This window comes from Tenacibaculum sp. Ill, assembly GCF_051938915.1.
Classification (GTDB): domain Bacteria; phylum Bacteroidota; class Bacteroidia; order Flavobacteriales; family Flavobacteriaceae; genus Polaribacter; species Polaribacter larymnensis.
The window spans coordinates 665372-688850 of sequence record NZ_JBPSCW010000002.1 but is presented as its reverse complement, the minus strand read 5'-3'; the positions used below and the strand labels follow the sequence as shown (position 1 = coordinate 688850).

Annotated in this window: 27 protein-coding genes and 1 pseudogene; 11 read left to right on the top strand and 17 right to left on the bottom strand. The window is 31.0% G+C overall.

Annotated elements, in window-relative coordinates; translation table 11 throughout:
- Positions 1-47: 47 nt before the first annotated feature.
- Positions 48-1145, top strand: a complete 1098-nt coding sequence (gene bioB / locus ACTPNM_RS03205; RefSeq protein ID WP_440120596.1) for a biotin synthase BioB — start codon at positions 48-50, stop codon at positions 1143-1145.
- Between the two features lie 34 nt (positions 1146-1179).
- On the opposite strand, the gene ACTPNM_RS03200 is transcribed toward bioB, so the two are convergent.
- The 4 genes from ACTPNM_RS03200 to ACTPNM_RS03185 form a co-directional block, all read right to left on the bottom strand.
- Positions 1180-1761, bottom strand: coding sequence for a methyltransferase domain-containing protein (locus ACTPNM_RS03200; RefSeq protein WP_440120595.1), 582 nt, complete (start codon positions 1759-1761; stop codon positions 1180-1182).
- 102 nt (positions 1762-1863) lie between these two features.
- Positions 1864-2415: a porin family protein gene (locus tag ACTPNM_RS03195; protein ID WP_440120594.1), complete on the bottom strand. Its 552-nt coding sequence runs from the start codon at positions 2413-2415 to the stop codon at positions 1864-1866.
- A gap of 60 nt (positions 2416-2475) precedes the next feature.
- Positions 2476-3249, bottom strand: a complete 774-nt coding sequence (locus ACTPNM_RS03190; RefSeq protein WP_440120593.1) for a membrane metalloprotease — start codon at positions 3247-3249, stop codon at positions 2476-2478.
- Positions 3250-3358: 109 nt separating this feature from the next.
- On the bottom strand, positions 3359-4411 hold the full coding sequence (locus ACTPNM_RS03185; RefSeq protein WP_440120592.1) for a hypothetical protein: 1053 nt from the start codon (positions 4409-4411) through the stop codon (positions 3359-3361).
- Between the two features lie 128 nt (positions 4412-4539).
- Here ACTPNM_RS03185 and ACTPNM_RS03180 point away from each other — a divergent pair, with 128 nt between their 5' ends.
- The 4 genes from ACTPNM_RS03180 to ACTPNM_RS03165 all read left to right on the top strand — a co-directional run bounded on the left by ACTPNM_RS03180 (position 4540) and on the right by ACTPNM_RS03165 (position 9483).
- Positions 4540-5049, top strand: coding sequence for an RNA polymerase sigma factor (locus ACTPNM_RS03180; protein ID WP_274640868.1), 510 nt, complete (start codon positions 4540-4542; stop codon positions 5047-5049).
- A 49-nt stretch (positions 5050-5098) separates the two neighbouring features.
- Positions 5099-5998 carry a FecR family protein gene (locus ACTPNM_RS03175; protein ID WP_440120591.1) on the top strand — a complete coding sequence of 300 codons (900 nt, stop codon included), beginning with the start codon at positions 5099-5101 and terminating at the stop codon, positions 5996-5998.
- Entirely contained in the window at positions 5988-8516 is a 2529-nt protein-coding gene (locus ACTPNM_RS03170; protein WP_440120590.1) for a TonB-dependent receptor, read from the top strand. Before ACTPNM_RS03175 ends, ACTPNM_RS03170 begins: the two co-directional genes overlap by 11 nt.
- 94 nt (positions 8517-8610) lie before the next feature.
- The gene (locus ACTPNM_RS03165) at positions 8611-9483 is read left to right on the top strand and encodes a cupin-like domain-containing protein (RefSeq protein ID WP_440120589.1); all 873 of its coding nucleotides are present in this window, start codon (positions 8611-8613) and stop codon (positions 9481-9483) included.
- Positions 9484-9515: 32 nt separating this feature from the next.
- Here the strand turns inward: ACTPNM_RS03165 and ACTPNM_RS03160 are convergent, their stop codons facing one another.
- The 7 genes from ACTPNM_RS03160 to panB all read right to left on the bottom strand — a co-directional run bounded on the left by ACTPNM_RS03160 (position 9516) and on the right by panB (position 13398).
- Positions 9516-9878, bottom strand: coding sequence for a hypothetical protein (locus tag ACTPNM_RS03160; protein WP_440120588.1), 363 nt, complete (start codon positions 9876-9878; stop codon positions 9516-9518).
- Positions 9879-9902: 24 nt separating this feature from the next.
- Positions 9903-10184 (bottom strand): TM2 domain-containing protein, encoded by a 282-nt coding sequence (locus ACTPNM_RS03155; protein ID WP_440120587.1) that lies wholly within the window; start codon positions 10182-10184, stop codon positions 9903-9905.
- A gap of 35 nt (positions 10185-10219) precedes the next feature.
- Positions 10220-10612 (bottom strand): VOC family protein, encoded by a 393-nt coding sequence (locus tag ACTPNM_RS03150; RefSeq protein ID WP_274640863.1) that lies wholly within the window; start codon positions 10610-10612, stop codon positions 10220-10222.
- A 1-nt stretch (position 10613) separates the two neighbouring features.
- Positions 10614-11072, bottom strand: coding sequence for a DUF1801 domain-containing protein (locus ACTPNM_RS03145; protein ID WP_440120586.1), 459 nt, complete (start codon positions 11070-11072; stop codon positions 10614-10616).
- Between the two features lie 108 nt (positions 11073-11180).
- Positions 11181-12131, bottom strand: coding sequence for a 2-hydroxyacid dehydrogenase (locus ACTPNM_RS03140; protein WP_440120585.1), 951 nt, complete (start codon positions 12129-12131; stop codon positions 11181-11183).
- 50 nt (positions 12132-12181) lie between these two features.
- Positions 12182-12499 (bottom strand): four helix bundle protein, encoded by a 318-nt coding sequence (locus ACTPNM_RS03135; protein ID WP_440120584.1) that lies wholly within the window; start codon positions 12497-12499, stop codon positions 12182-12184.
- Positions 12500-12579: 80 nt separating this feature from the next.
- The gene (gene panB, locus ACTPNM_RS03130) at positions 12580-13398 is read right to left on the bottom strand and encodes a 3-methyl-2-oxobutanoate hydroxymethyltransferase (protein ID WP_440120583.1); all 819 of its coding nucleotides are present in this window, start codon (positions 13396-13398) and stop codon (positions 12580-12582) included.
- A gap of 166 nt (positions 13399-13564) precedes the next feature.
- Here panB and ACTPNM_RS03125 point away from each other — a divergent pair, with 166 nt between their 5' ends.
- The 5 genes from ACTPNM_RS03125 (at position 13565) to ACTPNM_RS03105 (ending at position 16574) form a co-directional block, all read left to right on the top strand.
- Positions 13565-14035, top strand: coding sequence for a nuclear transport factor 2 family protein (locus ACTPNM_RS03125; protein WP_440120582.1), 471 nt, complete (start codon positions 13565-13567; stop codon positions 14033-14035).
- A gap of 8 nt (positions 14036-14043) precedes the next feature.
- The gene (locus ACTPNM_RS03120) at positions 14044-14964 is read left to right on the top strand and encodes a TolB family protein (protein ID WP_440120581.1); all 921 of its coding nucleotides are present in this window, start codon (positions 14044-14046) and stop codon (positions 14962-14964) included.
- Between the two features lie 15 nt (positions 14965-14979).
- A complete protein-coding gene (locus ACTPNM_RS03115) occupies positions 14980-15552 on the top strand; it encodes a sigma-70 family RNA polymerase sigma factor (protein ID WP_440120580.1) in 573 nt (190 codons plus the stop codon).
- Positions 15553-15559: 7 nt separating this feature from the next.
- Positions 15560-15820 carry a hypothetical protein gene (locus ACTPNM_RS03110; RefSeq protein WP_274640855.1) on the top strand — a complete coding sequence of 87 codons (261 nt, stop codon included), beginning with the start codon at positions 15560-15562 and terminating at the stop codon, positions 15818-15820.
- A 112-nt stretch (positions 15821-15932) separates the two neighbouring features.
- Positions 15933-16574 (top strand): O-methyltransferase, encoded by a 642-nt coding sequence (locus ACTPNM_RS03105; RefSeq protein WP_440120579.1) that lies wholly within the window; start codon positions 15933-15935, stop codon positions 16572-16574.
- Positions 16575-16623: 49 nt separating this feature from the next.
- Here ACTPNM_RS03105 and ACTPNM_RS03100 read toward each other — a convergent pair.
- Positions 16624-17745: pseudogene (locus ACTPNM_RS03100) on the bottom strand (histidine decarboxylase); the annotation flags it as partial.
- Positions 17746-17907: 162 nt separating this feature from the next.
- Here ACTPNM_RS03100 and ACTPNM_RS03095 point away from each other — a divergent pair.
- Positions 17908-18372, top strand: coding sequence for an Lrp/AsnC family transcriptional regulator (locus ACTPNM_RS03095; RefSeq protein WP_274640852.1), 465 nt, complete (start codon positions 17908-17910; stop codon positions 18370-18372).
- A 26-nt stretch (positions 18373-18398) separates the two neighbouring features.
- Here ACTPNM_RS03095 and ACTPNM_RS03090 read toward each other — a convergent pair whose 3' ends face one another.
- The 5 genes from ACTPNM_RS03090 to kbl form a co-directional block, all read right to left on the bottom strand.
- Positions 18399-18680 (bottom strand): Sec-independent protein translocase subunit TatA/TatB, encoded by a 282-nt coding sequence (locus ACTPNM_RS03090; RefSeq protein ID WP_274640964.1) that lies wholly within the window; start codon positions 18678-18680, stop codon positions 18399-18401.
- A 97-nt stretch (positions 18681-18777) separates the two neighbouring features.
- On the bottom strand, positions 18778-19071 hold the full coding sequence (locus ACTPNM_RS03085) for a FoF1 ATP synthase subunit delta/epsilon (protein ID WP_440120578.1): 294 nt from the start codon (positions 19069-19071) through the stop codon (positions 18778-18780).
- A gap of 43 nt (positions 19072-19114) precedes the next feature.
- Positions 19115-20626, bottom strand: coding sequence for a F0F1 ATP synthase subunit beta (atpD, locus tag ACTPNM_RS03080; protein ID WP_274640850.1), 1512 nt, complete (start codon positions 20624-20626; stop codon positions 19115-19117).
- A 169-nt stretch (positions 20627-20795) separates the two neighbouring features.
- A complete protein-coding gene (locus ACTPNM_RS03075) occupies positions 20796-22151 on the bottom strand; it encodes an OmpA family protein (RefSeq protein ID WP_440120577.1) in 1356 nt (451 codons plus the stop codon).
- Between the two features lie 119 nt (positions 22152-22270).
- Positions 22271-23464, bottom strand: a complete 1194-nt coding sequence (gene kbl / locus ACTPNM_RS03070; RefSeq protein ID WP_440120576.1) for a glycine C-acetyltransferase — start codon at positions 23462-23464, stop codon at positions 22271-22273.
- Positions 23465-23479 lie beyond the last annotated feature (15 nt).

Genomic DNA, 23479 nt, shown 5'->3' with positions numbered 1-23479 from the left:
TTCGAAGCGGAATTTTTTATTTTTACCACCACAAACAACTCGAATTTATGACTGATATTAGACACGATTGGACGAAAGAGGAAATTCTAGAAGTATACAATAAGCCTTTAATGGAGCTTTTGTACGAGGCTTCAACTATGCATAGAAAATACCACGACCCAAATACAGTACAAGTAAGTACATTAATTTCTATAAAAACTGGTGGGTGTTCTGAAGACTGTGGATATTGTCCGCAAGCAGCACGTTATCACACCAATGTTGAAGGAAATGATTTGATGACTGTAAACCAAGTTAAGGCACAAGCTTTACGTGCTAAAGAAGGTGGATCATCAAGAGTTTGTATGGGTGCAGCTTGGAGAAATGTAAAAGACGGACCAGAATTTGACCAAGTGTTAGAAATGGTGCGTACTATTAACAAGCTAGACATGGAAGTTTGTTGTACGTTAGGAATGGTAACTGAAAACCAAGCAAATCGTTTAGCTGAAGCTGGTTTATATGCTTACAACCACAATATAGATACTTCTGAAGATTATTACGACGATGTAATTTCTACACGTGCTTTTAAAGATAGAGTAGACACTATTGAAAACGTGCGTAAAACAAATGTAACTGTTTGTTCTGGAGGTATTATTGGTATGGGAGAATCGTTAGAAGATAGAGCTGGAATGCTTGAAACTTTAACTCGTTTTTCTCCACATCCTGAGTCTGTGCCTATTAACGCATTAGTGGCTGTAGAGGGTACTCCGTTAGAGGAGCAACCTCCTGTTAACATTTTTGAAATGGTTCGTATGGTAGCTACTGCTCGTATTGTATTGCCAGACTCACAAGTACGTTTATCTGCAGGTAGAACGCAAATGAGTAGAGAAGGTCAAGCAATGTGTTTCTTTGCTGGAGCTAACTCAATTTTTGCAGGTGATAAGTTATTAACTACTCCAAATCCTGACATCAATGAGGATATGAAAATGTTTGAAGATTTAGGTTTAAATACACAGAAGCCTTTCTTTAAACATGAGCAAAGAGAGTCTGTTGAAGCTAAAGATTCTCAATATGAAGCTTTAGGTGAAAAACCAAAATGGACGAGACCAGATCATAAGATTGAACGTAACGAACAAAAAAAGCAAGAGGCTAAAGAAGTAAGAGCCTAATTAGATAAAAATAACCGTCAAATTAATTTGACGGTTATTTTTTTATCATTTTAATAAATAGTTCCATTCCTTGTCGGCTTCCAGAAGAATTGTAACAAGTCTCCATACTTCCTTTAAAATACGGTGTAAAATATTCTTCATATTCTCTTTTACTTCCTCCAAAAGGTGGATGGTCTTCATTTAGTACTGCATCGAACAGCAAACCTATTAACTTTCCTCCATCATTTAGTAATTCATGTGCTTTTTGTGCATACTTTGACCGTAGTTTAGGATTTATAGCGCAGAAAAAAGTTTGCTCAATTATCACATCAAAAGTTCCTTTTAAATCAAAAAAATCAGCGTGAATTAAATTTTCCTTTGGGAAGTTAGGATCTCTATTTTGTATTCTTTTTAAAGGTTCTTCAGCAATATCAACTACAAAAACATTCTTAAATCCTTTATTAAATAAATATTCTGCTTCGTATGAATTGCCTCCCCCAGGTATTAAAATTCGAAGATTTTTATCTTCTAATTGATTAAAATATTCTTTTAGCGGATTTGATATTTCTCCTAAATCCCATCCAGTTTTATTGTCTAGGTACTTATTGTTCCAAAATACTTCTGATAGCTCTATCATTTCTTCTTACTTTCATTTTCACAAATTTAGAAATAATATCATGTTTTATGATAAAAGAGCTTGATTGTAGAAAAAAAGCGATGTTTAAAACATCGCTTTTTATTAGAAGTCAAACCCTATGTAAAACTGCCAGACTCTATTTTTGGGTTTATCTTCATCATAAATATCATTTAATCCTAAATGGTATCTTACTCCTAAACTTACTCCACTATTTGTTTTAAAACCTCCACCAAAATTCAATCCCCAATCAAAATTCCTAGGATCAAACTCTTTTGAAGTATCATACAGAATAAAGCCACTATCAAAAGTTTCTTTGTGTGCTATTGAAAGTCCTATTTGAGGTCCTGCTTCTAAAAAAAAGTTTTCAGAAGGATACAGTTTCATCATTAAAGGAAGATTAATATAGTCTAACTCTTGCTTATAAGTACCACTTCCATCTATAATTTTATACCCTTGTTGTGAATACAGTAATTCTAATTGTAGTGAAACATTACTCCCTATGAATGACTCTCCATAAAAACCTATATGGAATCCGTGTAGCTGTTCCGTTTCAGAATCTCCATTAAAACTCACTGCAGACAAGTTATACCCTCCTTTAATACCTGCCTTGGACTTTTTACTACTATCTTGTGCAACTACTGATGCACTAATCATTGCTATAAATAATATTACTAACTGAATTTTTTTTATCTTTAATCGATTTAATTTTACAATCTATCTTCCTCCATTAGCTTGTAAATCTGCTATACATTGACTATCTAGTTTTGGGATTTGATTTGATGAGAATAAATTTCCAATACCTTGACTAGTTTCTGCTGCCCAATACATTAAACAGCTTTCTTCATTACAGTGTTTTGGATGGTCTGCATCTTCATGATCTGTTTGTAAAGGAGTTCCTAAATTTGTAAGTCCTAGAATATGACCAAATTCATGATGAATTACACTAGATTCTAATAAGCTTCTTTCTGGTTCAAATGTACCATTACTTAGTTCTCTTATAGTTTCTTCAAAAATTACAAATGACGTATTATAGTATGCAGTACCTAAAACAAAAGAAGAATCTGAGTCTTTTGATGATTTACCATTTACAAACAATGCCCAAACCGCTATAGTATTTTGTGTATTATAATAAGTTCTGTACTGATTTTCTATAGCTACAATATCATTAATTGTATACACCTCTTTTCCTGTTACAGGTATTGATTTTACATGTAACTCTACTCCATTTGATTTAAAAGTTCTTTCTTCAATAAAACTCTTAAAATTGTTCTTTGCTTCTTCAGTAGGTTCAAAGCCTTCTACATAAGCTAACTCTACAATCGTTTTTTTATAAATATTGCCTGATAACAAATCATTTGCTGATGCACCTGTAGGTTTTCTATTCTCTTTTACGACCTCAACATCACCATTAATTATTGATTCACTTTCTGTAGAACATGCCCAAAATAGAACACTTAATAGTAAAACTGTAAAAAACTCTTTTCTCATTATTATTCCTTTATCTTACTTACGTAATTTTAATATCAATGGTTTTTAAAACCTTAGGCCACTACTAGAGCAGCCATAAAGTTTCAAAATCAACGAATTTATGAGGTCTTTATATCTTTTTAAATGTTAACGTTACTGAACTGTCTGTTTTACTTTGTAATGTTAGTAAAGTACTCGTATAAGTAGTTACTACCCACTCATTATTTAAAGCACTTATAGCTGTTCCGGTTCCAAACTGAACCTCTAAAAGAACTCTTGTATCTGATTCTACATCATACTCCCCTTCAATGTTTTCTAAAGTTGTGTTTACAATATTTCTTGCTATTAATTTCCCTTCATTTGTAAACTCTATAGTATATGCAGCGTATTCTTCTGCCTTTTCTACTCCAGCTTCTATAAAGCTTTCTACCTTAAACTTAGCTTTACTGATAATGGTTTCTAATTCGTCAGCTGCTTCTTCTGCTGCTTCCTCTTCCTCTTCATAAGTAGTACACTCTTCAACAGCATCTTCAAATTCAGAATCACTATTTATTTCAATAGAACTACCGTTGCTTAGAGTTACAATTATTGGGTATTTCACAGAGAATAACTCATTTGAGCCTAAATCATCTACAAAATTGTACAATTGTTTTTCTGATTCAATTACAACAGTACCTGTTTGTTCTAAACTAATATCGTAGGTTAACATTGATATTGGAAATTCGATTTTTGCACAAGAAATAGCATCTTCCATTTCATCTGAGGCTTCATCACATTTTTTATTTAATTCTTCCAATTCTGTTTGAGAAGTAATAGTTACTTCTGTATAATTATTCAACTTTACTGTAATTGGAAAATTAAAAACTACTGTATCATCATCATCATTAAATTCGTCCATTATTTCAAGAACCAAATTATAATCTAGTTCATTTATTATAGTTACCTCTTTTCCGTTTATGGTTGCCGTTATAGGAAACAATAACTCAGCACATGAATTTCCATCTAAAAAATCATCTTCTGATCCATCATTCATACCTGTTCTTTTATACTTCTTTGCGGTTTCAGATGTTGGGGTATTTGCATTTGGATTTGTACCTATTTGTTCGTTTTCTTCAGATTGACATGAAGTAAAAATTGTCAAAGTAGTTAATGCTATTATGGTTAATATTTTTATCGTTTTCATCTTAATTAGTTTTAATTTTTTAAACATTTATTTTTTGAGCTCTTTCTGTCCTTTAGAAAACTATAAATCGTTTTACCCTACCTTTGTTTTCGATTTTTTTTCTATTTTAACTCTATAAAAGCATTCATATGACTAAAAAATCACTGTGTAACGAGGAAGACTTTAACGAGTTTTACAAATCTAACATTCAATTCGTTACCAACTTCTCATCTTATAAATCTAACGATAAAGATACTGCCCTAGATTTAATACAAGAAGCTTTTTTAAAAATGTGGGAAAAATGTTCAGAAATATCATATGAAAAAGCAAAATCGTACTTATTTACCAGTGTAAACAACCTTTTTTTAAATAAATTAAAGCATGAAAAAGTTGTTTTAAACTATGCTAAAAACTCTCCTTATTTAGATATAAATAATCAAAACCCGGAATACTTACTAGAAGAGGAAGAATTTAAAAATAAACTAAAAAATGCTATTGAAAATTTAACAGAGGCTGAACGAGAAGTTTTTTTAATGAATAGAATAGATGGTAAAAAATATAGAGAAATTGCTGAGTTACTAAATATCTCACAAAAAGCCGTTGAAAAAAGGATGTCTTCAGCTTTAAAAAAATTAAGGTCAAAAATAGAATTATTGTAAGGGTAGGGAAATTTACTTCTTTATTGTCTAAAAGTTAGTTAAGCATAAAATGAAAGATGAACAATACATATTAAAATGGTTAAACGGAGAAATCTCTGATGAAGAGCTGTCTTTATTAAAACAAGATAAAAATTTTAAAAATCTTGAAAAAATAGCACATTATTCTTCTCACATAAAAACTCCTAAAGTAGATATTGATAAAGCTCTTAAAGAATTTGAACTAAAAAAATCTACTTCTAAAAAAAGCAAGATTACTCCATTAAGTTATAAGTATGCAGCAGCTATTATTGTTTTATTGGTTTCTTCTTATTTTTTATTCTTTAATAACGCAGTGAACTTTAGTACGCAATATGCGGAAACAAAAACCTTTAATTTACCAGATGATTCTGAAGTTGTTTTAAACGCTAACTCTTCCATTTCATTTAACAAAAAGGATTGGAAAAGTAGTAGAAATTTACAACTTAAAGGAGAAGCATTTTTTAAAGTTAAAAAAGGAGAGTCTTTTACCGTAAACACTTCTGTTGGAAAAGTTACAGTTTTAGGAACTCAATTTAACGTTAAAGAAAGAAAGAATTATTTTGAAGTAAAAACCTACGAAGGTTTAGTTAGTGTAAACTATAACAACTCACTTATTAAATTAGCTAAAGGAAAAATATTTAAAGTTACAAATGGTAAAATTGATACTGTAAACACCTTTAACATTAATAATAAATCTTGGTTACAAGATGAGTCTAATTTTAAAAGTACTCCTTTACAATTTGTGCTAAACGACATACAAAACCAATATGGTTATGTTATAAAAACTAAAGATGTTAATTTAGAGCAGCTTTATACTGGTGGTTTTACTCATAAAGACATAAATGTAGCTCTGCAAGCAGTTACAATTCCTTTGCAATTATCGTATAAAATAGAAGGAAAAAACATTACTATATACAAGAATGGTCAATAAAAAAACTACTTTTTTATTTCTTTTCCTATTTACCTTTGCTATCAAAGCACAGGATGTTATTACCAAAACTTTATTGAAAGACGTCTTAATTGAAATTGAAAAAAAACATCAGGTAACTTTTACTTATTCTGATAAGGATTTAGAAAGTGTATACATTACAAAACCTGATAATACTTTATCATTATCTGAAACTATAAGTTACTTAGAGTCTGTTACCATCTTTAATTTTAAAATTTTAGATAATCGGTTTATTACTATATCATACTTAGAAAAGAAAATTCCTATTTGTGGAACAATAGTAGACAGTAACACACTTGAACCATTAGTTTTAGCAACTATTTTAGTTAATAATACTCATAATGGAACTACATCTAATAGTAACGGAAAATTCAATATCAACTCAGTTTCTGTAAATGCAAATGTTTCTATTTCTTACGTTGGGTACAAATCTATTATACTACCAGCAAAAGATTTATTCTCTCAAAACTTATGTAAAGAAATACACCTAGAAAGTTTGTCAGAAGAGTTATCAGAAGTAATTATTCCTAACTTTTTAACCACTGGTCTCCAAAAAAATATTGATGGAAGTACTGTTTTAAAAACTAAAAAATTTGGAATTCTTCCTGGATTAATCGAACCCGATATTTTAAAAACAATAAAAGTACTTCCTGGAGTAGAAAGCGTAAACGAAAGTGTATCGAACATTAATGTTCGAGGTGGAACAAACGATCAAAATTTAATGCTTTGGGATGGAATTAAGATGTACCACACAAGTCATTTTTTTGGTCTAATCTCTGCATATAACCCGTATTTAACAGAAAAAGCTACTGTAACTAAAAACGGTACTAGTACAAAGTTTAGCGACGGTGTTTCTAGTACTGTTAATATGCAAACAAACAATAAAGTTACTGATACGTTTTCCGGCGGCGCTGGTTTTAATTTATTAAGTGCTGATGCTTTTGTACAAATTCCTTTAACTAAAAAACTTGGAGTTCACGCTTCGGTAAGAAGGTCTTATACAGATTTTTTTGATACCCCTACCTATGACAAGTATTTTAGTAGAAGCTTTCAAGAAAACTCTATAGCTTCCAACAAAGAAAATGAAGCCTCAACTGATTTCTATTTCTATGATTATTCTTTTAAAGTCTTATACGATATTAATCAAAATCATTTATTAAGAGCTAACTTAATAAATATAAAAAACAATTTAGAATACACAGAAGATTACACTAACAATGGAGCTACAATAGAAGAAAATAGTAATTTAAAACAAAAGAATCTTGGTGCTAATATTAGCTGGAATGCCACTTGGTCATCCGAATTTTCTACAGAACTCTCTACTTTTATTTCTGATTATAAAATAAATTCGGCAGATTTTAACAAAGAGACTGATCAATTTCAAACACAGTTTAACAATGTTTTAGAAACTGAAATTAAATTTATTACAAATCATTATTTTTCAGATACTTTTCAACTTATTAATGGTGCTATTTTTAATGAAATAGGTATTGCTAATAAGACAACTGTTAATGCTCCTGACTTTTCTAAATCTGTAAAAGAAGTTTTACTTAAATCTGCATTTTTTTCTGAAATAACGTATAATAAAAATAACACTTATGCTAGAGTTGGTTTTCGTGCCAATTATTTTCACGATTTCAATAAACTCATCATTGAACCAAGAATTAATCTGAGACAACAGCTTAGTAATAGTATTTTTTTTAAGTTAGAAGGAGAATTCAAAAACCAAACAACTACGCAAAAAATAGATTTTCAAGATAATTTTTTAGGTATTGAAAAAAGAAGATGGGTACTGGCTGACAATAATAAAACTCCAATAATTAAAAGTAAACAATTATCTTTTGGAACTGAGTACTCTAAAAACAACCTACAAATAGATGTTACAGGGTTTTATAAATTTGTTAATGGTATAACTGTTGCCAATCAAGGCTTTTATAACAATGTGCAAACACTAAACTCTATAGGGGACTACAAAATAAAAGGCGTTGAATTTTTAATTAATAAAAAAACTAAAAAGTTTAGCAGCTGGCTGAGTTACACCTTTGCTGAAAACAACTATACTTTTAAAACCTTTACTCCTGATACTTTTCCTAGTAGTTTAGATATTACACACTCTTTTAGTAGTGCTGTAAACTATGATATTACAAATAACATCAAACTATCTTTAGGTGCTGTTTTACGATCTGGCACACCATATACAAAACCTGTTGTAGATAATGAAACCATACAAGATGGAAATAGAACTATAGTAAATTACGATACTCCAAATAAAGAAAGACACCCAAACTTCTTTAGGGTTAATGCTTCTGGAAGTTATAATTTTAATATTTCAAAAGGCCTAAAATCAACTGTAAGAATTGGCTTTACCAATATTACCAACAGAAGAAACATTATAAACACCTACTATGTTGTTGATGAAAATAATACTGATAATGCTAAAGAGATAAATACCTATTCATTACCCTTTACACCAAATATTAGCTTCAGAATTAACTTTTAAAATCCACTCAGGTTTGAGTTAATTTTTTAACACTGTTAACTCAAAAAAACATCATAACATTTTCTTAACTTTGCTTCTCGAAAAAATTGAATGTATGGGATTACAGTTGCAACAAATAGACAGAGTAGAAACCATTACTAAAGAAGACTTTATTAAAAATTACTTCAAACCTCAAAAACCTGTAGTTATTGAGCGTTTTATTGAGGATTGGCCAGCATATTCTAAATGGTCTTTAGAATATATGAAGGAAATAGCAGGCGATAAAACTGTTCCTTTATATGATGACAGACCTGTGGATTATAAGGATGGGTTTAATGAGCCTCATGCAACCATGAAAATGAGTGAATATGTAGATTTACTAAAACGTGAGCCTACTAAGTTCAGAATTTTCTTGTGGAATATTTTAAAGGAAGTTCCTCAATTACAAAAAGACTTTACTTTTCCTGACTTTGGTTTGCGCTTAATGAAAGGATTACCAATGTTATTTTTTGGTGGACGTGATTCATATACATTTATGCATTATGACATTGATTTAGCCAATATTTTCCACTTTCATTTTGAAGGAAAAAAGAAATGTATTTTGTTTGACCAAAAACAAAATAAATTCTTGTATAAAATTCCGCATTCGTTAATTACTCGTGAAGATATTGATTTTAACAACCCAGATTTTGAAAAGTGGCCTGCACTAAAAAATGCAAAAGGTCATGTTGCTGAACTTGAGCATGGTAATGTTTTGTATATGCCTGAAGGTTATTGGCACTATATGCGTTATGTTACTCCTGGTTTTTCAATGAGTTTACGTGCTATTGCTCGTAATCCTAAAAATTTAGGAAAGGCCGTTTACAATGTTTTTATTATGCGTACGATAGATAATGTTATGCGCCGTATTAAAGGTCAAAAATGGATTGACTGGAAAAACGAACAAGCTGTTGTTAGAACAAATAAAGCTAATAATATAGCATCATAAAAAAAGCGCCGACTGGCGCTTTTCTTTTATCTTTATTTTCCAAAGAGTCTTTGAAAAAAACTTTTAGTTTTGGTTTTAGTCTCTTGAAATTCTTCGTTAGCATCTTCTGCAAAATCGGCTATATGTTCACCAGCTTCTCCTGCAACTTCTGAAGCTTTTTCAGTTATCTTTTCTAATACTTCTTTAGCTTCGTTAGTTAATTCGTTCGCCTTTTCCTTACCTTTTTGAATTGATTCGTCGGAAATAATTTCTTCAACTTTTTCTTTTACATCTTCAACTATATCTACCAAGTGTTCACTTGTTTCTCCAGCCAACTCACTAGCTTTCTCTGTTATGTTATCCATAACTTCTTTAGCTTTATCTAAGTTATCCTTTGAATTTTTATCGTTAGACATAGTGTAAGTATTAAAAAAGAATGTTTAGAACCAACCTTTTTGATTTACTTGATAAGTTTCAATAAACTCTTCGTCAGATTTTGTTAAATAGATGATTCCTTCTATTAAGCCAATAATACTTGTTATAAAACCTCCAAAACCACAAGTCAACACTGTTAATAAAAGCATTATAACTCCTTCCTTTGTATATCCTAGTACAAATTTATGAATACCTAGTGATCCCAATAAGATTCCTAAAACACCAGCAATAACCCTTTTACTTTCTTGATTAGGAACAGTATTCCCATTTTCATCAATTACATTCATTTTTTTATCTTTTTATTTATTAGACGGTGCTAAATTTATAAAAAAGCTTCGTCTTTTGGCTCCCATAACTCAATTTTATTTCCATCTAAATCTACAATCCATCCAAATTTTCCATAATCGTACTCTTCTACTTTATCCATAACCGTAACACCACTTTCTTTTAACTCTTCCAACAACTCTTCTAAATTTTCTACTCGATAGTTAAACATAAAGTCTTTTTTAGACGGTTCAAAATAGTTAGTATCTTCTGCAAACGGACTCCATTGGGTAGACGCTTTTTTTCCTTCATTATCTTTCCACCAAAAGGTACAACCCCAATCATCTGTATTAAAACCTAGGTTATTTTTATACCATTCTTTTGTTGCTTTTGGATCTTCTGTTTTAAAAAAAACACCTCCTATTCCTAGTACTTTACCTTTTTTCTTCATTTTATTTCTTTTTTACGACTGATTCATAAATAGAAATCCATTCATCTACAGTCATTTTTGTACATAATTCAGTAATTAATTCATACGGAATATCATCTAACTTTTTAAAACGAATACAGCTCTTCCCCATATCTAGTTTTCTTTTTGAATATTTAGGATATTCAGATACAAACCAATCGTGTAACTCTTTTTTAGCATAAATCCCACTATGATATAAGTTGATTGAGTTTTTTTGTGAGGCTAAATTTATAAAAGGAAGTGGTAATTTAGGATCGCAATGATAGCCTTCAGGATATTTTGAATGTGGAACATAATACCCAATCATATTATAATTGATTCCTTCTTCAAATCCTTCTGGCAAGTTTTCCTTAATAAGATTACTAAGCTTTTGTAAAATTTCTTGGCGTTCTTCAGGAACTTGAGAAATGTATTCTTTTATTGATAATGCTTCATATTTCATGTAACATGAATTTGAAGCATCAAGTTAGCAAAATTTTTCTCGATAATCGAGTATTAAAAACCTTTAGCTATTATAACTTATAAAAACATTAAGTTCTTATTCTCTTTTTTAAAATTTCTCAATGTGATAGTTTTCTTTGATTTTATCTACAATAGTTTGCGCTAACTTTTCTTTACTTTCTACGGTCCAACCAGCAACGTGGGGAGAAAGCAACACGTTTTCTGCATTTATTAAATACTGAAATGCCTCAGGCATTTTTTGATTAGTAAATAGATTTTCGAAAGATTTTTTCTCATACTCCAATACATCTAAACCTGCTCCTAAAACTTTCCCTGATTGTAAGGCTAATACTAAATCTTTTGTCACTACTGATTTTCCTCTGGCTGTATTTAACAACCAAAAAGGTTTAGAAAAATTATTGATAAAATCTGAGCTCACCATTTTCATGGTAAGTTCTGTTTGTGGGGTGTGTAAACTTAAAACATCAACCCTTTTTTGAAGCTCATCTAAAGAAACTTGTTGAGCATTTTCATCACCTACATTTGGTTTAATATCGTAACAGATTACTTCTACATCAAATCCTCTAAGTTTTTTAGCAAAGGCTTTCCCCATATTACCATAACCTATGATTCCAACAGTTTTTCCATCTAATTCTATTCCTCTATTTTCTTCTCTCAACCATTTTCCTTCTCGTACTTCTTTATCTGCTTTATTAAGCTTATTAAATAAAGAAAGTAGCATTCCTAAGGTATGTTCTCCGACTGCATTTCGATTTCCCTCTGGTGCTGATATTAAACGTACTCCTTTCTTTTCAGCATAATTACAATCAATATTTTCTAAACCAGCTCCTACTCGCCCTATAAACTTAAGGTTTGCTGCTTTATCTAAAAATTGTTTATCTATAGTAAATCGACTACGAATAACAATTCCGTCATACTCGTGAATTTTATCTTCAATTTCTGATTTTGAAGAAGTATAGTCCTCATAATTTTCAAAACCTAAACTCTTTAGTTGGTTCATTAAAAGAGGATGATTCGTATCTAAATGAAGTATTTTCATTAAAATAGATTATTAGATGGTTGGATATTTAGAATTTTTGATAGTTATATTTAGCTTAATGTTGAATTGAATTTAGACATCATTTTCACTATACTCATTAAAGTTTCTGTATAATTTTCTAAATCAGTTTTAGAGATAAAACCCAAATCATAACTAAGTAATAATTGAGTTTCAACCTCATAGCATGAGCCTAATGCAATTACCAGAAACCTAGCAAAATCTTTATTGGATGTTCTTGAGCAACCTTCAGCTATATTTGAAGGAATAGATACTGAAGCTCTTCTCAATTGAGAAACTAATCCGTACTTTTCATCTTCAGGAAATTTTGATGTGAGTAAATAAATGTCTTTGCAAAAAGATCTACTCACTTGCCAAAATTTAAAATCCTTATATCTATGCATCTCTTAACTTCTAGAAATCGAATAATCCAACTATCTAAAAATCTAAATTAATATTGTTCTTCTTCGTTTGGAAAGTCTTGATTTTTCACATCAGTAATATACTGCTCAAAAGCATTAGTCATTTCTGTATGTAAATCTAAATACCTACGTAAAAAACGAGGATTAAACTCATGTGTCATTCCTAACATATCATGCATCACTAACACTTGTCCATCAACACCTCCCCCTGCTCCAATTCCTATTACTGGAATTGTTAAAGCTTCTGCTACTTTTTGTGCTAACTTTGCTGGAACTTTTTCTAATACAATAGCAAAACATCCTAACCTTTCTAGCATTAAAGCATCTTTCATTAATTTTTCTGCTTCTTCTTCCTCTTTTGCTCTTACCGTATAAGTTCCAAACTTATAAATAGATTGTGGAGTTAATCCTAAATGCCCCATCACTGGAATACCTGCATTTAAAATTCGTTTGATAGAATCTTTTATCTCTTTTCCTCCTTCTAATTTTATAGAATGTGCTCCACTTTCTTTCATAATTCGAATAGCAGAACGTAATGCTTCTTTAGGGTCTGATTGATAACTACCAAAAGGTAAATCAACCACTACTAAGCAACGATCGATTCCTCTTACTACAGAACTTGCATGATAAATCATTTGATCTAATGTAATAGGTAATGTAGTTTCATGACCCGCCATTACATTTGACGCTGAATCTCCCACTAAAATTACATCTATTCCTGCACCATCAACAATTTTTGCCATGGTATAGTCATAAGCTGTAAGCATTGAGATTTTCTCTCCATTTGCTTTCATTTCAACAAGAGATTTAGTGGTAATTCTTTTATATTGTTTTTTTGCTACTGACATTTCTTTTGTTTTATGGATTGTAAAAATACATAATTATTCAGTGGTTTTATTTATTATGAACCTTTAAGCCTTTCGTTTTTTACTTTTTTAACCTCGTTAATCTTCTGTTAATTAAACTTTATCCGTTTATTTTTTTAATAGTTTTACCTAGCTAAACTAAACTAACATGCAAAAGATTTTTACTTTACTAATCGTTTTTGTTCTTACAACTATGGTAAGTGCACAAGAAAACTCAGAAAAAAAAGCCATTAAAAATACTATTGAAACCTTTTTTGAAGGATTACATAAAGGTGACAGTACATTAGTAAGTTCTACTCTTAATTCTACAATTAACATTCAAACTACTTTTACAAATAAAGAAGGCAAAAAAGTTTTAGTTACCGAAAGTAAAGCCAAACTACTTACTAATATTGCTAATAAAAAACCTGAACATACTTATTTAGAAAAATTATTATCATGGGATATTAAAGTAGATGGTAATTTAGCTTCTGTTTGGACACCTTATGAGTTTTATTTAAACGATAAGTTTAGCCATTGTGGAGCAAATTCTTTTCAGCTTTTCAACAATAATGGAAAATGGGAAATCATATACTTAGTTGACATGAGACGTAGAGATAATTGCAAAGCTCTTAAATAGTAGTTTTTATGAAGAAAATTGGATTTCTTTTTTTATTTATTTCCTGTTTTGGTTTTGCACAAAAACCTGAATTGTTCCTCCCTGAATTATTTAATGGACTGCCTAATGTCAGAGATTTTTCGATGAGTAAAAATCAAGACGAGTTTTATTTTACTGTTGAAAGTTACTTAAAAGAATATTCGTTTATAGCCTATTCAAAAAAAGTAAATGGAGAATGGAAAAAACCAGAAGTGGTTAGTTTTTCTGGACAATACAAGGATTTAGAACCTTTTTTATCTCCTGACGGCTTAAAACTTTTTTTTGCTTCTAATAGAAATAACAATGATTCAGGAGAGGTAAAAAAAGATATGGATATTTGGTATGTAACACGAAAATCTTTCTCTGATAATTGGTCTAAACCTATAAGTGTTGGCCCAATAATTAATACTTCTGCCAATGAATTTTACCCTTCAGTAACAGAAAAAGGTGATTTATTCTTCACAGCAGAGTATGAAAATTCTAAAGGCAAAGAAGATATTTATGTAAGCAGACTTGTCAATGGAAAATATACTGCGTCTGTTCCTCTTGGCTCAGGAGTAAACTCTGATAAATACGAGTTCAATGCCTTCGTCGCTCCAGATGAAAGCTTTATAATTTTTACTTCTTACGGAAGAAAAGACGATTTAGGTAGAGGTGATTTATACTTAAGTAAAAAAGGAAATAATAACGAATGGTTGCCTGCTAAACACTTAACTAACCTCAATTCAAAAAAACTGGATTATTGTCCTTTTGTAGATCTTACAAATAATAAAATTTACTATACAACTAGCAAAAGTGCTATCACAAGTAAATTAAATGAAAAGAAAAGCTTTGAAGAAATAATTGATTTTATTAAAAACGCCCCCAATGGACTAAGTAGAATTTACGTTACTTATTTCCCCAAAAAATAACTTATCTTTGATTTAATGAATCTAACAAATCCATCAAATACTTTATCTCCTGATAAATGGGTAGACAATTATGCTGATTACCTATTTAATTATGCTGTTGTACGTGTAAATAACTCTAATGTTGCTAAAGATTTAGTGCAAGAAACTTTTTTTGCAGGATTAAAGTCTGCAAAGAATTTTGAAGGAAAATCTACTGAACGAACATGGTTAGTTTCAATTTTAAAAAGAAAAATAATAGATTACTATCGAAAAATAAACTCAAAAAAGGGACAAGCTGAAGTTAGAATGAGTTTTTATGATAGTGGTGAAAATGAGGGAAGTTGGATTGAAGAACGAGTGCCACAAACTTGGGGTAATGATGCTGATAAGGATATTGAAAATGAAGAATTAAAAGATCAATTAGATAAATGTATTGATAACCTTCCTGAAAAATATGCTATGGTTTTTAAAATGAAAACCATACAACAGTTTGAAACTGAAGATATTTGTAAGGAGCTAAATATTTCTCCGTCAAACCTATGGGTTATCATTCATAGAGCTAGAACACAATTGAGAGGCTGTATGGAAAAAAATTGGTTTAATAAGTAAAAATACAATGTTTAAATTTTTTAAAATTACATGTGATGAAGCCACAACCATTTGCGATAAAAGTCAATATGGAGAAGCTTCAGTATATGAAAAATTACAACTTAATTGGCATTTGTTTGTGTGTAAAGTATGTGCTTTATACTCTAAACAAAACAAGAAGATGTCACAAATTTTGAAAGTAAAAACTAATAACTGTAATAAAGATAAAGCTTGCTTGTCAAGCAAAGACAAGCAGGAATTAAAAGAACAATTAAGTAAACTTAATTAAACAATTTTGGTTTTTTTTTAAAACCATTTTTTGATTTTTTGTTAGATTGAAACGGAATTTATTATAGCAATAAATTCCGTTTTTTTAATTTTGCACACTAAAAACAACTTACATGCACTTTTTACCTGAAGAATTAGATAATTATGTTGTTAAACATTCTCAAGCTGAACCAAAAATACTACAAGAACTAGGTAGAGAGACTTGGCAAAAGGTTTTAAACCCTCGTATGTTAAGTGGGGCTTTTCAAGGAAGGGTTTTATCTATGATTTCAAAATTAATTCAGCCCAAATCAATTTTAGAAATTGGTACTTACACTGGGTATTCTGCTTTATGTTTAGCTGAAGGATTATCTGAGGAAGGAAAACTTTATACAATTGATAAAAATGAAGAATTAGAAGAGCTTCAATATAAGTACTTTGAAAAATCTGATTATAAAAACCAAATAACACAATATGTTGGTAATGCTATAGATATTATTCCCACTATCGATTCTAAATTTGATTTAGTATTTATAGATGCTGACAAGTCTAATTATGTAAATTATTTTCATCTAATTATTGAAAAAATGAATAAAGGAGGAGTAATTTTATCTGACAATGTCTTATGGAGTGGAAAAGTTGTTGAAGAACTAGACCCTAAAGATACAGATACTAAAATTCTTTTAGAGTATAATAGACTTTTAAATGAAGATAGTCGCTTAGAAACGGTATTACTACCCATACGAGACGGATTAACTATTAGTAGAGTTATTTAAAAAGAAGAGTAAACCAAAAAGGTTTACTCTTTCTTTTTAAAATATGTTTTTAATTATAAGTTAATCTTTCAGCTACAAATAATTCTTTTTCGTAATCTTTAATAAAAGCATCTATTTGTTCTTTTTTTGTACCAGGAACACAAATAATATGTGCCATTTTGTTTTCTGATGCTAATTGATACTTTTTACATAAAGCTTCAGAAGGTTTCTCTAAAACTACTGTAAGCGCCTCATTATTTCTCCATGTTTTAACTCCTATCTCTTTTAACCTTTGCTCTGTATACGCTGCTAATTCTTGAGACTTTCTAGCTCTTGTAATTAGACCATCTTTTCCGTATTTTTCAATAAAAGACCATAATAATAATGGAGTTAAACCATTTCTTGAACCTGTAATGGTTGTGTCTAAAGTTCCAACATAAGAAACTGAGTTTACAATTCTATCTCTATGCTTTCTTTTTGCTAAAACAATTCCACAGGGGATTGGTCCACCAATAAATTTGTGTCCTGATATAGAAATGCTGTCAATTCCTTCTGCAAAATCAAATTTTGGTTTAGGGTCGACAAAAGGAGCAATACATCCTAAAAATGCTGCATCACAATGGATATAATAATCTTTAATAGCATATTTTTTGATAATACCTTTAATTTTATCTAAATCATCCACAGCTTCAGTCATTGTTGTACCTATGTTTAAAAAGAAAACTGCTGGTTTATCTCTATGAAGAGTTATAAGACTTTCTAGATCATCATAATCAATCTCACCATTATCTTGACTTCTCACTACTATATTCTTTAAATTTAGTAGGTGTAAATTCTTTTTAACACTATAATGTGTAGACTCGCTATAATATACTACAGGATTATTAAAACTTTCTCTAGCCAAATACAGGCCATAAAGATTTCCTTCTGTTCCTCCATTCGTAATATATCCCCATACATCATTAGTTGAAGATGATAATATATCAGCAAAAAAACTGATAACTTCTCTTTCTATATCTTTCGTATCTATTGATAAGGTTGAAGGAGATTCTGGATCCCCTACATTATTGATACATAAATTTAAAAAAGGTGCAAATTCACTGTAGTTAAAATCTTTTGCTAGAGGGTATCCTAAAAAATTAGATGAAGCCTCACTAATTCTGTTATAAATTTCATTTATTCTACTCATATCTACCTGTTTTAAATGTTATTAAATCACTTAACAAATATAGTTTTAAAGAATAAAAACCTACTTAAAACGCTTAAACAAAGAAAAAATAACTATTTTTAACTATTAAACAGCAATTAAAACTATTAACAACATTAAAAGTGTTTTAAAACAGAAAAACTTACCATGGAACAACTAGATAATGTGGATAAAAAACTATTAGATGAGCTGCAAAAAGACTGCAAACAATCCATTAAACAACTAGCAAGTAAAGTAAACCTGTCTATTACTCCAACTCATGAGCGAATAAAAAAGATGGAATTAAATGGGATTATAGATAAGTATGTTGCCTTATTAAATTTAGAAACTATTGATAAAAATTTAATTGTGTATTGTCAAGTAACACTTGTTAAACATCAAGAAACTGCTTTTAAAGAGTTTGAGGATTATATGTCTAAAATAGATGAAATAGTAGAAGTATCTTATATAGCTGGAGTCTATGATTTTTTACTAAAAGTTGTTTTAAAAGATATGAACGAATATCAAGATTTTGTATTAAAAAAATTATCGCAATTAGAAGTTATTTCGAATATTCAAAGTTCATTTGTCATGAAACAGGTAAAGAACACCACAAAAATAAAAATGGTGTAGTTTGTAAACTACACCATTTTTATTTTTTAACGATTCCTTTTTATAGGACCTGTAAAATCATCTATATTGTCTTTAACTTCGTTCACTTCCTTATTGATATCTCTCACAAAATCCGTGTCAATACCTTGATTTTTTGCACTATCATTAATTTCTTTTTTAATGTCATTAGTAGCATCTTTAATTTGACGCATACCTTTTCCAAGCCCTCTTGCTATTTCCGGAATTTTATCCGCTCCAAATAACATGACTACTATCAACAGGATTACAAAAATCTCTGGTCCTCCAATAAATAAAAATATTCCATTCATCACTGCAAAGATAATTAAATTCAATCTGGTATCCTTTACTGAATAAAAAAAAGCCAAACAATATTTGTTTGGCTTTTCATTTTATGCTTAAAACGTATTAATCTGCAAGAATAATCGCTTTATTATCTTTCATTTCTATGGTTCCAGACTTAATCTTTAAAATCAAAATTTTATCATCTTCTGGTAACCTTTCGATGCTTCCATGTAAATCATCAAAAACTAAATGCTCTTGAGTATGTACATGTACTTTTACTCTTCCTTCATTTAAAATAGACACCACTGGTGCGTGATTATTTAACATTTGGAATTCTCCATTTACACCTGGCACTACTACAGAATCAACTTCAGATGAAAATAAGATAGCTTCTGGTGTTACAATTTCTAAATACATACTTTAATGCTTTAGGCTTTAAGCTTTTGCTTAAGGCAATTAATTACGCTTCTGCTAACATTTTCTCTCCAGCATCAATTGCTTCTTGAATTGATCCTTTTAAGTTGAATGCAGCTTCAGGATATTTGTCTAATTCTCCATCCATAATCATATTGAATCCTTTGATAGTATCTTTAATATCTACTAATACACCTGGTATCCCTGTAAACTGCTCTGCTACGTGGAATGGTTGAGATAAGAAACGTTGTACACGACGAGCTCTGTGAACTACTAATTTATCTTCTTCAGATAATTCTTCCATACCTAAAATTGCGATAATATCTTGTAATTCTTTATAACGTTGTAAAATTTCTTTTACTCTTTGTGCACAGTTATAGTGCTCATCTCCTAAAATATCAGCAGTTAAAATTCTTGAAGTAGAATCTAATGGATCTACTGCTGGGTAAATACCTAACTCAGCAATTTTACGAGATAATACTGTAGTAGCATCTAAGTGAGCAAACGTTGTTGCTGGTGCTGGATCCGTTAAATCATCTGCAGGTACATATACCGCTTGTACAGATGTAATAGATCCCTTCTTAGTAGAAGTAATACGCTCTTGCATTGCTCCCATTTCTGTTGCTAATGTTGGTTGGTAACCCACCGCTGATGGCATACGACCTAATAAAGCCGATACCTCAGAACCTGCTTGAGTAAAACGGAAGATATTATCAACGAAGAATAATACGTCTTTTCCTTGAGCTTCACCAGCTCCATCACGGAAATACTCAGCAATTGTTAATCCAGATAAAGCTACACGAGCACGTGCTCCAGGTGGCTCATTCATCTGACCGAATACGAAAGTTGCCTTTGAATCTCTCATTCCTGGTTTATCTACTTTAGATAAATCCCATCCACCATCTTCCATAGAGTGCATGAAATCATCACCATATTTGATAATTCCAGACTCTAACATCTCACGTAATAAATCGTTTCCTTCACGAGTTCTTTCTCCAACTCCTGCAAATACAGATAAACCTCCGTGTCCTTTTGCAATGTTGTTAATTAACTCCTGAATTAATACTGTTTTTCCTACTCCTGCTCCACCAAATAATCCAATCTTACCTCCTTTTGCATAAGGCTCAATTAAATCGATTACTTTAATTCCAGTAAATAACACTTCGGTAGAAGTTGATAATTCTTCAAATTTTGGAGCTTGACGGTGAATTGGTAAACCAGCTTCACCTTCTTTAGGTAAATCTCCTAATCCATCAATAGCATCACCTGTTACATTAAATAAACGACCGTAGATATCATTACCTATTGGCATTTGAATTGGGTTACCAGTAGCAACTACTTCTTGCCCTCTTTGTAAACCATCAGTTGCATCCATAGAAATGGTACGAACTGTATCTTCACCAATGTGTTGTTGAACTTCTAAAACTAAAGTTGAACCGTCTGCTTTTTTAATTTCTAACGAATCATAAATCTTTGGTAATTCAGCATTTTCTGTATTAAACTCAACATCGATTACTGGACCAATAATTTGAGAAACTTTACCTGTTATTGTAGACATTACTATATGTAATTAAAGTTATTTTATTTACTATATGAGTTTTAACTCATTTTTTCAAGGTGCAAAGGTAATTTTTTTAGTGGAATTTAAAAAACCTTTCGAAGTATTTTTCCATAAAAAAAAGCCTCACGAATGTGAGGCCTTTATTGATGTTATAATTGTAATTAAATTACTTTACTAATTTAATCTCAACACGTCTGTTTTCAGCTCTACCAGCTCTTGTTTTGTTATCAGCAATTGGGTAGTCTTCACCAAATCCAGCAGAAGTTAATCTTTTTGAATCGATTCCTCCTTTAGTGATTAAGTAATCTAAAACAGCTTTAGCTCTTTTTTCAGATAATCTTTGGTTTAAAGTGTTAGATCCTGAACTATCAGTGTGACCTTGAATGCTAAAGTTAGCTTTAGGGTACTCCTTCATAATTCCTGCGATTAAATCTAATTTACCAGTAACTCCTTTTCTGAATGAAGTTTTACCTGAGTTAAAGTAGATAGCTCTTGCGAACTCGTTTAATTTCTTAACAGCTTCTTCTTTGATTACTACTTCAGGACATCCGTTATTAGATGCTACACCTGCTTCGTTTGGACATTTATCATCTTTGTCTAATACTCCGTCTCCGTCAGTATCTGGCCAAGGACATCCGTTGTTAGCAGCTGGACCAGCTTCGTTTGGACACTTATCTTTTCCGTCTACAACACCGTCTCCATCAGCATCAGGACATCCGTTATTAGCTTTAGTTCCTTTTTCAGTTGGACAAGCATCATCTTTATCAGCGATACCATCACCATCACCATCAGGACAACCATTTAAAGCAGCTAAACCAGCAACTTCTGGACAAGCATCGTCAGAATCTTTAATTCCGTCTCCGTCAGTATCAGGACATCCGTTGAATTCTTTTAAACCAGCAACTTCTGGACAAGCATCATCTTTATCATATACTCCGTCTCCGTCAGTATCTTTTCCTCCGAACTTAAATACTAAACCAATTGAGTGTTGGAAGTGATCTCTTACTTTATCAGCAAATTCTTTCTTTCCTCCTGTTTGGAAATTTAAACCTAAGTTATCGTTAAACCAAACATTGAATCCAGCACCAGCATTTAACATACCTTCACCTTCATCAGCTAAAGAAGTATAACCTCCACCAACGTATACATAAGGATCCCACCAACCAGTGTTACCTACTAAGTTGTTTAAGTCATACTTTACGTTAGCATCGATAGCCCAGTAAAGCTCATCCATATCATCTTCTGTACGGAAAGTCTCAATCTTATTTAAAGATCCTGCTAATTGTAAAGTAAAACCATCATTTAAGTATCTATCAACAGTTACTCTTGAAATTGATGGTAAGATATTCCAGTCACTAGTACCGATATAATCTTTAGCATAATCTCCAAAATCTGAAGGGATCCTAACGTCTACTGCGTTAACCCCGAAACCAACCGCCCAAGGGTTGTCTGAATCCTGTGCGCTAACGTTTACTGCGGCAAACGCAAATAAAGCCATCACAGCTAATTTTAATTGTTTCATTATTAAAAATTTAAATTAAAAGTTCGTTTATATATTACGCAAATGTAAGTTGTTCAAACTTATTTACAAAAACAAATCTACAAAAACTTACAATAAATGCAAGTTTTTGAACGACTATTTTATATCACTTTCAACTCTTTTCCAACCTTGATAAATGCGTTTATTGCCTTATCTAAATGTTCTTTTTCATGAGCTGCTGATAATTGAACTCGAATTCTTGCTTGCTCTTTTGGAACTACAGGATAAAAGAAACCTATTACATAAATTCCTTCTTCTAACAACTTATTTGCCATAGTTTGCGACAGTTTTGCATCATACAACATCACTGGCACAATTGCTGCATCAGCTCCTACTAAATCAAAACCTGCTTTTTCCATTTCTTCACGGAAATAGTTTGTATTCCATTCTAATTTATCACGTAATGTAGTATCATTAGATAATAAATCAAATACTTTTAATGAAGCTCCTACAATTGCTGGCGCTAATGAGTTTGAAAATAAATACGGACGTGAACGTTGACGTAAAATTTCAATAATCTCTTTTTTACCTGTAGTATATCCTCCCATGGCTCCTCCAAGTGCTTTACCTAAGGTTCCTGTAACAATATCTACACGATCCATTACATTTTTCAATTCTACAGTTCCACGCCCAGTTTTTCCGATAAACCCAGCCGCATGACATTCATCCACCATCACCATAGCATCATATTTATCTGCTAAATCACAAATTTCATCAAGCTTTGCTACAATTCCGTCCATAGAAAAAACACCATCAGTTACAATTATCTTAAAACGATGCCCTAGTTTGTTTGCTTCAATTAACTGTTCCTCTAAAGAAGCCATGTCATTGTTATTATAACGATAACGTGCTGCCTTACACAAACGAACTCCATCAATGATAGATGCATGATTTAAACTATCAGAAATAATAGCATCCTCTTTAGTTAACAAAGGCTCAAAAACTCCTCCGTTTGCATCAAAAGCTGCGGCATATAAAATGGTATCTTCTGTGGTATAAAAATCTGCAATCTTTTGCTCTAATTGCTTATGAATATCTTGTGTTCCACAAATGAAACGTACAGACGACATTCCAAAACCATGTGTATCCATGATATCTTTTGCTGCTTGAATTACTTCTGGATGATTTGACAATCCTAAATAGTTGTTAGCACAAAAATTAACTACTTCTTCTCCTGTAGATATTTTAATCACTGCATCTTGTGATGAAGTAATTATACGCTCTGACTTATATAATCCAGCATCTTTTATATCCTGAATTTCTTGTTGTAATTGTTCCTTTATTTTCCCGTACATAATTTATGTTTGAAA

Bases quoted from the DNA above. Each gene is read 5' to 3' on its own strand.
- bioB (WP_440120596.1), top strand. From the start codon at position 48: ATGACTGATATTAGACACGATTGGACGAAAGAGGAAATTCTAGAAGTA.
- ACTPNM_RS03200 (WP_440120595.1), bottom strand. From the start codon at position 1,761: ATGATAGAGCTATCAGAAGTATTTTGGAACAATAAGTACCTAGACAAT.
- ACTPNM_RS03195 (WP_440120594.1), bottom strand. From the start codon at position 2,415: ATGATTAGTGCATCAGTAGTTGCACAAGATAGTAGTAAAAAGTCCAAG.
- ACTPNM_RS03190 (WP_440120593.1), bottom strand. From the start codon at position 3,249: ATGAGAAAAGAGTTTTTTACAGTTTTACTATTAAGTGTTCTATTTTGG.
- ACTPNM_RS03185 (WP_440120592.1), bottom strand. From the start codon at position 4,411: ATGAAAACGATAAAAATATTAACCATAATAGCATTAACTACTTTGACA.
- ACTPNM_RS03180 (WP_274640868.1), top strand. From the start codon at position 4,540: ATGACTAAAAAATCACTGTGTAACGAGGAAGACTTTAACGAGTTTTAC.
- ACTPNM_RS03175 (WP_440120591.1), top strand. From the start codon at position 5,099: ATGAAAGATGAACAATACATATTAAAATGGTTAAACGGAGAAATCTCT.
- ACTPNM_RS03170 (WP_440120590.1), top strand. From the start codon at position 5,988: ATGGTCAATAAAAAAACTACTTTTTTATTTCTTTTCCTATTTACCTTT.
- ACTPNM_RS03165 (WP_440120589.1), top strand. From the start codon at position 8,611: ATGGGATTACAGTTGCAACAAATAGACAGAGTAGAAACCATTACTAAA.
- ACTPNM_RS03160 (WP_440120588.1), bottom strand. From the start codon at position 9,878: ATGTCTAACGATAAAAATTCAAAGGATAACTTAGATAAAGCTAAAGAA.
- ACTPNM_RS03155 (WP_440120587.1), bottom strand. From the start codon at position 10,184: ATGAATGTAATTGATGAAAATGGGAATACTGTTCCTAATCAAGAAAGT.
- ACTPNM_RS03150 (WP_274640863.1), bottom strand. From the start codon at position 10,612: ATGAAGAAAAAAGGTAAAGTACTAGGAATAGGAGGTGTTTTTTTTAAA.
- ACTPNM_RS03145 (WP_440120586.1), bottom strand. From the start codon at position 11,072: ATGAAATATGAAGCATTATCAATAAAAGAATACATTTCTCAAGTTCCT.
- ACTPNM_RS03140 (WP_440120585.1), bottom strand. From the start codon at position 12,131: ATGAAAATACTTCATTTAGATACGAATCATCCTCTTTTAATGAACCAA.
- panB (WP_440120583.1), bottom strand. From the start codon at position 13,398: ATGTCAGTAGCAAAAAAACAATATAAAAGAATTACCACTAAATCTCTT.
- ACTPNM_RS03125 (WP_440120582.1), top strand. From the start codon at position 13,565: ATGCAAAAGATTTTTACTTTACTAATCGTTTTTGTTCTTACAACTATG.
- ACTPNM_RS03120 (WP_440120581.1), top strand. From the start codon at position 14,044: ATGAAGAAAATTGGATTTCTTTTTTTATTTATTTCCTGTTTTGGTTTT.
- ACTPNM_RS03115 (WP_440120580.1), top strand. From the start codon at position 14,980: ATGAATCTAACAAATCCATCAAATACTTTATCTCCTGATAAATGGGTA.
- ACTPNM_RS03110 (WP_274640855.1), top strand. From the start codon at position 15,560: ATGTTTAAATTTTTTAAAATTACATGTGATGAAGCCACAACCATTTGC.
- ACTPNM_RS03105 (WP_440120579.1), top strand. From the start codon at position 15,933: ATGCACTTTTTACCTGAAGAATTAGATAATTATGTTGTTAAACATTCT.
- ACTPNM_RS03095 (WP_274640852.1), top strand. From the start codon at position 17,908: ATGGAACAACTAGATAATGTGGATAAAAAACTATTAGATGAGCTGCAA.
- ACTPNM_RS03090 (WP_274640964.1), bottom strand. From the start codon at position 18,680: ATGAATGGAATATTTTTATTTATTGGAGGACCAGAGATTTTTGTAATC.
- ACTPNM_RS03085 (WP_440120578.1), bottom strand. From the start codon at position 19,071: ATGTATTTAGAAATTGTAACACCAGAAGCTATCTTATTTTCATCTGAA.
- atpD (WP_274640850.1), bottom strand. From the start codon at position 20,626: ATGTCTACAATAACAGGTAAAGTTTCTCAAATTATTGGTCCAGTAATC.
- ACTPNM_RS03075 (WP_440120577.1), bottom strand. From the start codon at position 22,151: ATGAAACAATTAAAATTAGCTGTGATGGCTTTATTTGCGTTTGCCGCA.
- kbl (WP_440120576.1), bottom strand. From the start codon at position 23,464: ATGTACGGGAAAATAAAGGAACAATTACAACAAGAAATTCAGGATATA.